The organism is Bacteroidota bacterium, from assembly GCA_013360915.1.
Classification (GTDB): domain Bacteria; phylum Bacteroidota; class JABWAT01; order JABWAT01; family JABWAT01; genus JABWAT01.
The window spans coordinates 1-12,725 of sequence record JABWAT010000001.1; the positions used below are offsets into that span (position 1 = coordinate 1).

General features: G+C 46.1%; 12 protein-coding genes. 11 read left to right on the forward strand and 1 reads right to left on the reverse strand.

Features of this window, described 5'->3' with window-relative positions:
• From HUU10_00005 to HUU10_00045, 9 genes are all read left to right on the forward strand, one after another.
• Positions 1-1,807: T9SS type A sorting domain-containing protein (locus HUU10_00005; protein NUQ79964.1), on the forward strand; the 1,807-nt coding region annotated here is incomplete at its 5' end.
• Positions 1,808-1,919: 112 nt separating this feature from the next.
• Complete coding sequence (gene asnS, locus HUU10_00010) at positions 1,920-3,212, forward strand: asparagine--tRNA ligase (protein ID NUQ79965.1); 1,293 nt, start codon at positions 1,920-1,922, stop codon at positions 3,210-3,212.
• A 7-nt stretch (positions 3,213-3,219) separates the two neighbouring features.
• The gene (locus HUU10_00015; GenBank protein NUQ79966.1) at positions 3,220-5,709 is read left to right on the forward strand and encodes a leucine--tRNA ligase; all 2,490 of its coding nucleotides are present in this window, start codon (positions 3,220-3,222) and stop codon (positions 5,707-5,709) included.
• A gap of 10 nt (positions 5,710-5,719) precedes the next feature.
• Entirely contained in the window at positions 5,720-6,076 is a 357-nt protein-coding gene (locus HUU10_00020; GenBank protein ID NUQ79967.1) for a hypothetical protein, read from the forward strand.
• Positions 6,077-6,092: 16 nt separating this feature from the next.
• Positions 6,093-7,088: a phosphoribosylformylglycinamidine cyclo-ligase gene (locus HUU10_00025; GenBank protein NUQ79968.1), complete on the forward strand. Its 996-nt coding sequence runs from the start codon at positions 6,093-6,095 to the stop codon at positions 7,086-7,088.
• Positions 7,089-7,109: 21 nt separating this feature from the next.
• Positions 7,110-7,757, forward strand: a complete 648-nt coding sequence (gene plsY, locus HUU10_00030; GenBank protein NUQ79969.1) for a glycerol-3-phosphate 1-O-acyltransferase PlsY — start codon at positions 7,110-7,112, stop codon at positions 7,755-7,757.
• Positions 7,754-8,785 (forward strand): NAD(P)H-dependent glycerol-3-phosphate dehydrogenase, encoded by a 1,032-nt coding sequence (locus HUU10_00035; protein ID NUQ79970.1) that lies wholly within the window; start codon positions 7,754-7,756, stop codon positions 8,783-8,785. The genes plsY and HUU10_00035 overlap by 4 nt, the downstream gene beginning before the upstream one ends.
• Before the next feature lie 76 nt (positions 8,786-8,861).
• A complete protein-coding gene (locus tag HUU10_00040; GenBank protein ID NUQ79971.1) occupies positions 8,862-10,133 on the forward strand; it encodes a hypothetical protein in 1,272 nt (423 codons plus the stop codon).
• A gap of 13 nt (positions 10,134-10,146) precedes the next feature.
• Complete coding sequence (locus HUU10_00045) at positions 10,147-10,785, forward strand: ATP-binding protein (GenBank protein ID NUQ79972.1); 639 nt, start codon at positions 10,147-10,149, stop codon at positions 10,783-10,785.
• Positions 10,786-10,789: 4 nt separating this feature from the next.
• Here the strand turns inward: HUU10_00045 and rsgA are convergent, their stop codons facing one another.
• On the reverse strand, positions 10,790-11,707 hold the full coding sequence (gene rsgA, locus HUU10_00050; protein ID NUQ79973.1) for a ribosome small subunit-dependent GTPase A: 918 nt from the start codon (positions 11,705-11,707) through the stop codon (positions 10,790-10,792).
• Positions 11,708-11,764: 57 nt separating this feature from the next.
• Between rsgA and HUU10_00055 the strand changes: the two genes are divergently transcribed.
• Positions 11,765-12,127 (forward strand): response regulator, encoded by a 363-nt coding sequence (locus HUU10_00055; GenBank protein ID NUQ79974.1) that lies wholly within the window; start codon positions 11,765-11,767, stop codon positions 12,125-12,127.
• Between the two features lie 141 nt (positions 12,128-12,268).
• Positions 12,269-12,724 (forward strand): Rrf2 family transcriptional regulator, encoded by a 456-nt coding sequence (locus tag HUU10_00060; protein NUQ79975.1) that lies wholly within the window; start codon positions 12,269-12,271, stop codon positions 12,722-12,724.
• The last annotated feature ends 1 nt before the right edge of the window (position 12,725 follow it).

Consider the following 12,725-nt stretch of genomic DNA (forward strand, 5'->3'; position numbering starts at 1 on the left):
GAACGCTCAGGATATCTATGTAAATGGTAACTGGGCCAACACCGGAGGTACTTTCAACGCAGGAACCGGAACTGTTTACTTTGTAAGCTCAGGAACGGTTAACCTGAATGCCAACACCTCTACGAATACATTCAATAATGTTGACATATCGAAATCAAGCGGGGGTCAGGTTACCCTTCTGTCAAACATCAACGTGAATGGGAATCTGGTTGTGACCAGCGGAACGCTGTTTGCAAACGGAAAGACCATCAACTTTGGTGATGCAGCTGCAGATAACTTCACCATCGCTTCGGGTGCTACCATGAACGTGGATGGAGGCTCCTTCCTGAATCTTTATGGCGGAACAACCAATAACGTTAATGGTACCTTCCAATTGGTCGGATCAAGTGCTTCGAATCGTGCTACGATTTCACGGCGCACAACCGGAAACTACACTGTTAATTTCAACAACGGTTCAACTGGTAGATTCCAGTTTGCCACAGTTGACCAGACAGGCGGTAACGGTCTGATCTTCAATACAGGTTCAACCATTGATCCTGCCTATAACTTTGCAACGACCACCTTCCAGAATGGTACTGGTACTGCTTACGTGACTCTGAACAGCAATCAGTCCGTTACCCTTACCGGAACAACCTTCCAGACTGGCCCGACTTACAATGCACAGACGACCAGTGGAAGCGGAGCCTTTGTATTTAATAATTACAAGGGAACAATGGGTGGTGCACGTTTCGAAAATGATGTCGCAGGAAGTCTTGGTCGCGGACGCATCCGGTGGACATTTACTGAAACCCAGGCGATTGGAGCCAACGGTTCGTATACATTCGGAAATGATCTTATTCTGAATTTTGTTGACCGTGGGTCTGTTACCAGTGCAACCGTTCAACTGGTGGATGATTTCCATGATCCGATTAAGAATCAGACCATGATCAGACATTACATCGTGAATGCAACAGGTACTGCAACCACGCTGACTGTTCGCCAGCACTATGGTGTTCATGATCAGAATGGCCAGACCGTTGATGCTACGCTCAATTTCTGGCGTGCAACCGGTAGTGGTTCTCCTTACACCTACTACGGTCCTTACGGAAATACGGCTTTCGATGCAGATCCTGCAGATCGTTATGCGGAATTGGCCTTCGATGGTGTTTCCGGACGCCCGACACCTGCTTCACTTAACGGTATCTGGTTCCTTTCCAACGCTGACACTGAGTCCTCTTTGCCTGTTGAACTTGGTAAAACTGAACTGGTAACCAAACGCGGTGGAGTTGAAATTCTTTGGGAAACAGAATCTGAAACCAACAATGCCATGTGGAGAATTGAGCGCTCTATCTCTATGCCTGGTGTTGAAGAAGAGTATGCTTCTGTTACCACGGTAGAAGGTAAAGGAACCAGTTCATCCAAATCCATCTATAAGTACACAGATAAAATGGTAACCGTTGGTCTGACCTACAAGTACCGTCTGGTTAGCATTGACTATGATGGATCTGAATACTCGTTTGACCTTGAGAGCATTGCCTACGAAGCACCCAAGGACTTTGAACTTGGTTACAATTATCCGAATCCGTTCAACCCGACAACCACCATTCCTCTTGATGTTCCACGCGAACAAAAAGTTACCATCATTGTTTACAACGTGATGGGTCAGGAAGTCAAGACGCTTGTGAATGATGTCTTGAAACCAGGATTCCATGATATCCGTTGGGATGGCAAAAACGGATCGGGTGTTCAGGTTGCCTCCGGTCAGTACTTCGTCCGGGTCATTACTGATGGATTTGTAAAAGTCCGTAAGATGATGATGCTGAAATAAGCACCTGACGATAAAGTAATATGAAAAGGGGTTGCCACAAGCAACCCCTTTTTTATTTGTCTGATTGTATGTACTTAGGGCATTCCGTATTTTCAGGGTCAAAATTTTTCTTATGAATACAACCATCGATCAACTGAAAAATCATGTTGGCCAGACCGTCACGTTGAATGGCTGGCTTTATAACAGCAGACACAGCGGTAAACTTGTTTTTCTCATCCTCCGGGATGGTTCAGGGTTATGTCAGTGTGTGGTTTTTATTAAGAACGTCACTGAGGGTGAGTTTGAACAGGCAAAGTCACTTACACAGGAGAGCAGCGTTTCTGTTACAGGTGTGGTGAAGGCAGAGCCCCGATCACCGGGCGGTTTTGAACTGGATGTTCAATCAGTCCGTATTCATCAACTTGCACACGAATACCCGATCACACCAAAGGAACATGGCGTTGAGTTTCTTGCTGACAGACGGCATTTGTGGGTCCGGTCTCAGCGTCAATGGGCGATTCTCAGAATCCGTCATGAAATTATCCGTTCCATCAGGACCTTTTTTGATGATCGGGGTTTCACCCTTTTTGATGCTCCCATTTTTACACCGAACTCAGTGGAGGGGACGACCACCTTATTCGAGACCCCCTATTTTGATGAGGGATTTGCCTACCTGACACAATCAGGGCAGCTTTACGGGGAAGCAGGGGCCATGGCTTTCGGTAAGGTGTATGTTTTTGGTCCGACCTTCAGGGCCGAGAAGTCAAAAACACGTCGGCACCTGACCGAATTCTGGATGGTGGAGCCCGAAATGGCCTACTATGATCTGAATATGAATATGGACCTGATGGAAGAATTTGTTGAATACATTGTTCAGCAGGTCTTGAAGAACCGCCTTCCTGAACTTGCCATACTTGAACGTGACCTCTCTAAGCTGGAGGCGATCCGCAGACCATTCCCCCGGATATCCTATGATGAAGCCGTACGGATAATCCATTCCAAGGGATTGGAGTTTGAGTATGGGAATGATTTTGGTGCTCCTGATGAAACGGCCATCGGTGAAAATTTTGATAAACCGGTAATGGTACACACATGGCCCAAAGAAGTAAAAGCCTTTTATATGAAACAGGATGAGAATGATCCTACAAAGGCAAAGGGTGTGGATATGCTGGCCTCGGAGGGATATGGAGAAATTATCGGAGGAGCCCAGCGCGAAGACAACCTGGATCTGTTATTGGAAAAAATCAGACACCATGGTCTTCCTGAGGCCGCCTATGACTGGTATCTTGATCTGAGGAGGTATGGGTCAGTGCCTCATGCTGGTTTTGGAATGGGAGTTGAACGAACGGTTTCCTGGATCTGCGGCTTGCACCATGTCAGAGAAACCATTCCGTTCCCCCGGATGATGGGAAGATTGAATCCATAAGTATAGTATGACTAAGTATAATTTTCGTGAGATTGAACCCAAATGGCAGAACATTTGGGAAACAAAGGGTTTTTTTAAAACATCCTCAGCCCCCGGTAAAAAATATTATGTGCTTGAAATGTTCCCTTATCCCAGTGGGGATCTTCATGTCGGGCATCTTAAAAATTACGTGATTGGCGATGTGGTTGCGCGGTACAAAAAGCTACATGGATACGATATTTTGCATCCGATGGGGTTTGATGCTTTTGGTCTTCCCGCAGAAAACGCAGCCATCGAACGAGGCGAAAGTCCGGCTGGTTGGACCTACCGGAATATAGAAACCTATAAAAAAACCATGTCCCTTTTAGGTTTAAGTTATGATTGGGACAGGGAAGTGGTGACGTGCCGTGAAGATTACTACCGGTGGACACAGGCACTTTTCCAATTGTTTTTTGACATGGGTTTGGCATACCGGAAAAAAGCGCTTGTTAACTGGTGTAATGACTGCCAGACGGTTTTAGCAAATGAACAGGTAGAGCAGGGTGTTTGTTACAGGCACGGAACCCCGGTCACCAAAAAGGATCTGGAACAGTGGTTCCTGAAAATCACTGCCTTTGCAGATGAGTTGATTGATGATTTGCAACTTCTGACCCATTGGCCCGAACACGTTAAAAAACAGCAGTTTGACTGGATTGGGAAATCGAAAGGTCTCGAAATTTCCTTTAAACTGAGCAATCCGGAAGCTTCATTGGTGGTATTTACTACCCGGCCCGATACCATTTATGGAGTTACCTTCGTTACCATCTCCCCTGAACATCCTTTGGTTGAAAAAATCAAGGAAACGGTTCCGGCAGAGCGCAGAGAACAAATCGAATCCTATCAAAGGATTACCAAGACCAAGTCAGAAATTGAAAGAACATCAACCGGGGAAAAATCGGGAATATATTCCGGTGTGGATGTAATTCACCCTTTAACTGGTGAGTCTGTTCCATTGTGGATCGGCGATTATGTGCTGGCCTCGTATGGAACAGGGATTGTAATGGGAGTTCCGGCTCATGATGACCGGGATTTTGAGTTTGCCAAAAAGTATCATCTTCCAATAATTGAAGTAATCAGCGAAAAAGGACAAACAGCTTCCAAACCGCTTGAAGCTGCATACACCGAGCCTGGAATGGTCATCAACTCAGGGTCATATTCAGGAATGGATTCTGATTCCTTTAAAGCGGTTATTTCCAAAGTGGTAACAGAAAAAGGGCTTGGACGGGAAACCATCAATTACCGTTTACGGGATTGGTTGATTTCCAGGCAGCGATATTGGGGCGCCCCTATCCCAATGATTCATTGTCCGTCTTGTGGGGTGGTGAAAGATCCCACCCTGCCGGTCCGGTTACCGGATGAATCGTTGGTACAGTTAAAGCCCCAGGGAAAAACTCCCCTTGAAACTGCAGACAGCTGGATTCACACAAAATGTCCCTCCTGCCAGGGTCCGGCCAAACGGGATCCCGATACCATGGATACCTTTATGTGCAGTTCATGGTATTATCTGAGATACGCCGATAATCTAAATGACAAACAGGTTTTTGACTCTACGAAAGTGAATACCTGGTTACCCGTGGATCAGTATATCGGGGGTGCAGAACATGCAGTACTTCATTTGCTGTATTCCCGGTTTTTTACCAAAGCACTGAAAAAAGCCGGATTGGTCAATTTTTCAGAACCCTTTGCTAATCTGTTCACCCAGGGAATGGTTACCATGTTTTCAACGAAAACTGGTAAAGTTGAAAAAATGTCAAAATCCAAGGGAAATGTGGTTCCTGTTGGTGATTTTGTTCGTGAGTGGGGTGCCGACACAGGTCGTGTCATGATCCTTTTCGCAGCCCCTCCCGAGCGGGATTTTGAATGGACCAACGAAGGGGTTGCCGGAGCCAACCGTTTTCTGAATCGCATTTACAATTTCGTAATGGATCATCAGGATCAGCTGGTTTCTGCTCCATTGATCAGTCAGTTTAATCTGGAATCCCTGACGGGTTCCGGCAAATTCATATACCAGCGCACCCATCAGATCATTGAGAAGGTTGGTATTGATTTGTCCGAATTCAAATTCAATACTGCTGTTGCCTCCCTCATGGAGCTGATGAATGAGTTTTATAAGTGGGAAGAGAAGGATCGGTATCCCGGGTTGCTGAAGCATTGTGTGGTCAGGTATCTTGAAATTTTCTCTCCCATTGCGCCACATCTGGCTGAAGAGTTGTTAAATCAGATTGGATTGGATGGGTCCGTTTTTGATCGTTCGTGGCCATCTTTTCACCCTGAAGCCACCAAAACGGACACTGTTACGATTGTCGTTCAGATCAATGGGAAATTGCGTGGTCGGGTAGAGGTGAATCGGGACGCTGATGAAAACCAGGTCCGGCTCATCGCTGAGGCTGATGAAACAATCGCAAGATTTCTGACCGGTACCCAGCTGATCAAGTCGGTTTTCGTTGCAAACAAATTGCTTAATCTTGTTGTGAAGTAAGGAGTGACTGATGAAAAAGTATGGTGAGTTGGTGTTGGAAGAAGGTTTTGCAACCGAAGAACAGATCAGAACGGCGCTTGAGTACCAGAAAACCAGTGACACTCTGCTTGGCAAAGTACTGGTTGATATGGGTATCATTACTCTTGAACAGCAATATGATCTGAATCATTTACATAAACTTCCCGATAATCAGGGCAAGCGTATTGGTGAGTTGGCAGTCCTGAACGGATTTGCAACTGAATCCGACATTGAAAGGGCATTGGCCTTTCAAAAGAAGGTAAAAGGATTCCTTGGTGATATCATGATTGAACTTGGTTATATCACCGCTAAACAGCATGAAATAATTCTGGCGATGCAACGTGACTAAACAAACTGGTGAACCGATAACCTATAAAATGGCCGGTGTGGATATTGATGCCGGCGAAGAAACAGTAGAGCGGATCAAACCGCATGTAAAGAAAACTTTCACTCCATCAGTCCTGAGTGATCTTGGAAGTTTCGGGGCCTTGTTTGATGCCCGTTTTCAGGGGTATCATGAACCTGTTCTTGTATCTTCGGTCGATGGTGTGGGCACTAAATTAAAAGTGGCTCAGGCCATGGGGATTCACTCCACCATTGGACAGGATCTGGTTAACCATTGTGTCAATGATATTTTGGTTTGTGGTGCAAAGCCACTCTTTTTTCTTGACTATTTTTCCACAGGAAAACTGGTTCCGCAGACAGCCGAATCGGTTATTGCAGGCATGGCCACCGCCTGTAAGGAAAATGGGTGTGCACTGATCGGCGGAGAAACCGCCGAAATGCCAGGCATTTATGACGGTGAAGATTACGATCTCGCCGGCACCATCGTGGGTCTTGCTGAAAAGCAGCTTCTTCTGAAAAGGGAGCGGGTCAAAGAAGGGGATGTCATGCTTGCAATCCCATCAACCGGATTGCATACCAATGGGTACAGCCTGGCCCGTCGGGTGGTTTTGAAAAAACATGAATTTACCGATTATGCTCCCGAGTTGGGCACTTCATACGGCGAGGCACTACTGGCTGTTCACCGTAGCTACTTCCATTCCGTTTTCCCGCTTGTCGAACAAAAACTGATCAATGGAATGAGTCATATCACTGGTGGCGGGCTGATTGCCAATACACGCCGGGTGATTCCGGATACACTGGATCTGGATGTGAATTGGAATTCCTGGGAGCGTCCTGTTCTGTTTAAAGTGATTCAGGAGTTGGGATCGGTACCGGAGGAGGACATGCGCCGTACCATGAACCTTGGAATCGGTCTTGTGCTGATTGTTGATCCGCAAAATGCCGGTCGCGTTCAATCCCATCTTGAAAGCGTGGGAGAAAAAGTATTGCGGATTGGCCAGATTACAAAAAAATAAACCAGACAAGAGAGAACCACCATGGCAACATTGGCAATTATCGCAATTCTGGCTTACCTGCTGGGGTCATTTCCCACCGCTATCCTTGTAGGAAAGTGGTCCAGAGGAATAGATATCCGGCAACACGGCAGTGGAAATGCCGGGGGCACCAACGTATTCCGGGTGCTTGGCTGGAAACTGGGCGTGTTTGTCATGCTCGTTGATATGCTAAAGGGACTGGTTGCCACAGTATTTCTTTCTCAGATTTCTCTTGGAGGGGGAACACCCGAACTCAGTGACACCATTCTGAAAATCGTAGCAGGAACCTTTGCCATTATAGGCCATATCTGGACCGTATTTGCAGGATTCAAAGGAGGTAAAGGGGTTGGAACGGCCGCAGGATTTCTGTTCGGACTGATTCCTCTGGCAGCAACAGTTGGCCTGATTGTCTTCTTTACTGTTTTCCTTTTGACCCGGTATGTCAGTCTTGGTTCAATGATTGCTGCCATTTCCATACCATCCACTTTATTATTTCAGCGATTTTTCCTCGCTGAATCGGTTGATCCTATCCTGATTTCAATAACCGTTCTTCTGGCAGCATTAATCATTTTCACTCATCGCTCCAATATCAGCAGACTGATTAAAGGCACCGAGAACCGGATTTCAAACCTGAAGGGGGGAAGCCAGTGACTGATTCAACCAACCGGGCAAAGCTTACTGTATTGGGTGCTGGTTCCTGGGGAACCAGTCTGGCCATTCTGCTGGCGGAAAAGGGATATGAAGTTCAGCTGTGGGAACGAAACACAGAATGGGCAGAAGAACTGAGGACCACTCGTAAAAATGAGCGTTACCTCGGTTCAGACGTAACCTTTCCTGCGCAATTGGAAATTGCCACATCCCTTGAAAGTGCAGTTCAGGATGCAGAGATGATTGTTCTGGCCACACCGTCCCATACCATCAGAAGCCTGAGTTCACAACTCAAAGGAAAATTGTCTGATCGGGTGATACTGTGTAATGTGGCCAAAGGAATTGAGATGGACACCTTTCTGACCATGTCGCAGGTAATCCGTTCAGTTCTCCCCGAAATACCCGACTCCAGAATCTCAGCACTTTACGGACCTTCACATGCAGAAGAAGTAAGCAGGGGACTTCCTACCACCATTGTTGCCGCAAGCCGTGATCTTGAAACATCCAGAAAGATCCGGGATTATTTTACCACACCACGGTTCAGAGTATATTCAAATTCTGATCTTCTAGGCGTCGAAATCGGAGGATCGGTTAAGAATGTGATGGCCATTGCGGCCGGAATCTCGGATGGTATCGGATTTGGTGATAATGCCAAAGCAGCCCTGATGACCAGGGGCATGCATGAAATAACACGACTTGGTATTGCGCTTGGGGCACAAAAAGAAACGTTCGCAGGTCTGACCGGAATTGGTGATCTGATCGTTACCTGTATGTCCCGACATTCCAGAAACAGGCATGTTGGAGAGCAGATAGGAAAAGGGAAGACACTGAAGGAGGTTTTGGATAGTATGATCATGGTGGCTGAAGGAGTGAATACAACCCGGTCAGCCTATGGTCTTGCTAAAAAACTGGGAATTGAAATGCCGATAACCGAAGCAGTTTACCAGATCCTGTTCGAAAACCAATCTCCCAGGGAAGTGGTCAAGGCCCTCATGACCCGGTCTGCCAAGGATGAGGATTGGGGAAATTGATTTAAGCCTCAGAAGGTTGTAAATTTAATAATTACAATCTCTTAATCCCCTGACACCTTTTTTAAAGGGCAACTGAATGTTCAGATTGTTTGTTTTATCCGTTTTTATTCTTCTGATTTCCACGATTACGCTCTCTGCACAAGAGACCGAGTCGCCGATAACCACTACAGTTGTTCCTACCGAAGTAGACACACTTCGTCCACAAATCAACAATGGTCTCAGAATCGCCAAAGAAAAACTGGGTCTCATAGACCGCATGCTGTCGGGGGTTCCTATTCCGGTAGACACCACCGCAACTGGTGAACCCATCCCGCAAAAAGATCTCAGAACCTTAATTAAAGAAGCAGACTCTGTACTTTCTGTACTGAGGCTCCGCATCGAGTTATTGCCCCGTGATGACGATTACACAAAGGCGAATAAGACAGAAATCCAACAGTTTCAGTCTGTTTCAAAATTGTATCTGGTAAGATCATCCGATGCCCACTCACCTGTTTCAAAATTACAGGATGATACCGACAACAAGTTGATTCTTGCACTTAGGATTATTCAGGGAGAGGACACCACAACACAGTCATTGAGTAACCAGGAAAAACTTCAGTTGGCGCGTGGTATGGTTCTTGAAGCAGATTCTCTGCTGCGCAGTTCGGAATTGGCCATCCCCGCACTCGATTCTGCCCAGCGGGAAACGGATTATCTCAGAGAACGACAGATCCGATTGACCCTTTTTATTGCCGATCTCAAAAATCTGACCGCTTCCGCTGGCATGAACTCAACTGTGGCAACCCGGAAATTGATTGAACCAGGTGCGCCCTGGACTTTTGATTCAAAGCCTGCCCTTACCACCGATCCGAGAGTCAATCCGGTAAAGGCTCTTCTTGAACAATCCCTGAACGAGTATGATGAGGTGTTCAAGACCGTGCAGAAGGATACCATGGTGTGCCAGTTCCAGGTTCCGGATAGCTGGTTGGGTTCTGAAAAGTTTAAGGGCACTGTCATTTCATACCGCAGCCCCAACGATAAAATTATCCTGACAATCAATCAACTGACCGCCAGTGTGGATTCCCTCCAATTCTGGGCCAACATTTATGAAGCCTCCTCTTACGGAAAGAATCAGCTTTTAGGGAACTATACTAAAATTCCGGCCCAACGGCTTCAATCTCTCGGCGGAGATCAATCCTACCTTGCCAAGTACCATTTCAGAGACAAAGAGGTTGCCACTCTTTTCATTCAGAAAAATGAACGGATCATTTCAACTTTTGTGGAATATCCGAATGGCAGTCTGACCGAAAAAGAAGCGGATCTGATCAATGTGATTATGAATTCCGTCCGCTTTAAAGAAAGCCTCTGAATCCTTTCCTTTCATGAACCTGTCCGAAGCCACTCTCTCCCGGTTGATACAGCAGGGAGAGGGGGTCAGTCTTGAATTCAAGCGAAAAATAAACCATACCCGCAAAATCGCAAAAAGCATCATTGCGTTTGCAAACACCATTGGTGGAATGCTCATTGTCGGAGTAGATGACAATGGTCGGATCTATGGGGTGGATGATGAAAAATACCCGGCTGACACAATCAGGAAAATGGCTGCTCAGGACTGTTTCCCTGCGGTGAATTGTACCATATCATCCCTGAAACTGGATGGTAAGTATATCATACTGATCAATGTCCCTGAGAGCACCAATAAACCCCACTATCTTCTGGATCGGTCCACTGGTCCGGGGCCTGCGTTTATCAGACTTGGAAGTAAGACCATTGAAGCCAGTCCGGTACAGATTTCAGTGATGCGTCAGAGTAAATCACCAGGTGTCAGCATTGATTATGGAGATGCAGAAAGGCTCTTGTTTGATTATCTGCGGCAGTACGGGACTATCCGGTTTGATAAGTTTGTTCTTCTGAGTGGATTGTCAGAGGAAGAAACCTCACGGCGCCTGGGTCGGTTGATACTGATCGGTATGATCCGCTCCGTCTTTGTGGAATCCAAAGAGTACTTTACACTGGCCTGATCAGTCAATCCTCTTTTGACAGCAGATCTTCATAAATCAGAAGATAACTTTCATATCGTCTCACCGAAATCTCACCATTTTCAACGGCTGCTTTGACAGCACATACCGGTTCATGGGTATGGCTGCATTTGGAATATTTACAACCATCGAGATAAGGAACCATTTCTCTGAAGAAATGGCTGAGTTCCCAGGCTTCAACATCGTGCAGGGCAAATTCACGCAATCCAGGCGTATCAATAATATCGGTTCCTGGGGCCACTTCATGAAGTTCAGCAAAACTGGTGGTATGCTTGCCCTGATCCCATTTAACCGAGGTAATACCAATTTTTACTTTGCTTTCCGGGATCAGTTGTTTGATGAGCGTCGATTTTCCCACGCCACTCAATCCCGTCAGCAGGCTCATTCTTCCTTCAAAAAGGTTTTTAATGGAAATTGGCAGGGGAGAGGACACAAGGTTTACCAGATGAATGGAATCGGCAGACTGAAGGTAGCTGTCCTCAATTTCATCTTGAAGGTCCTGCAGGTTCTTAACCAGATCTGTTTTGGTGAAAATCAGATGAACCGGGATGCGGAATGCTTCAGCACTGACCATACAGCGATCAATAAACTGGTAGCGTATGGTCGGACTCTTAACTGAACTGACAATGACTAACTGATCAATATTTGCAGCCAGGAGTTGTTCCTGGTTTTCATTTCCAATCGCCTTTCTGCTGAATTTATTCTTGCGGTCATGGACCGCCGAGATGGTAAGTACCTCATCATTATCGAGGTCAACCCAATCGCCAACCACCACAGGGTTGGTGCTGGAGCTTTCCAGCAGACGTAATTTTCCACGTAACTGGGCATGTAGAATGCCTTCATTGGTACGGATCGAATATTGGCTGCCGACCGACCGGACAACGAGTCCTTGAATAAGTGTCATTGGTTTACTAACATTGTCAGAATCACTCAGATCAAATACAGATTAACCGGAGAATACATGGCTAAAATTCTTGTGGTCGAAGATAGCATAACAAACCGTAAAGTAATAGTCTCCTATCTGCAGGGACTGGGACATCAGACCGTGGAAGCAGGGGACGGTATTGAAGGAGAGGCCGTGGCTCTGAAAGAAAAGCCGGATTGCATCGTTCTGGATGTGGTCATGCCCAACCGAAACGGATTTGAATTGCTTCGTGATCTTCGAAAGACGCCTGGATTTGAGAAAACGCCGATCATCATGCTTACCAGCAAGGATCAGGACAGTGATAAATTCTGGGGAATGAAACAAGGAGCCAATGATTACCTGACAAAACCATTCTCAGAAGAGGACCTTGGTAAAGCAGTCGGGAAATACGTCAAGTAATAATGCCGGATTTTCCGGCTTATTCATACTTTACATAATATATATTATATGGTATTCAGCGGACCAATGTAAAATCGTATTTTTGGATTTTATTGTATTTTTTATTATTTAAGTCCACCAAACAAATGATAGGAACTGATTATGTCGGTTGTTTTTTCCCGGTCCTGTGAGTATGCACTTCAGGCGGTTATGTATATTGCCATGCAGCCTCCCCGGCAGATGGTATTATTAAAGGATATTGCTGAAAAAGTAAATATTCCAAAACACTTTCTGGGCAAGATCCTCCAGAAGTTGGCGAAGGCTGGATTGCTGGACAGTCAGAAGGGACCCAATGGTGGCTTCTCTCTGATAGATTCTCCCAATCAGATTACCGCCCTGATGATTGTGGAAGCCATCGATGGGACTGAATTGATAAATCACTGTGTGGCTGGCTTCCCAAAATGCGATCGTGAACACCCATGTCCTTTCCATGATGAGTGGTATCCGATCAGGGAAAGCATCAAGACCATGCTTGAACGCGAAACCGTTGATAAGCTGATGATTGATGCAAAAGCAGGTAAACGGGTTCCATTTCTGAAACCAGGATATTTTTCCTGAT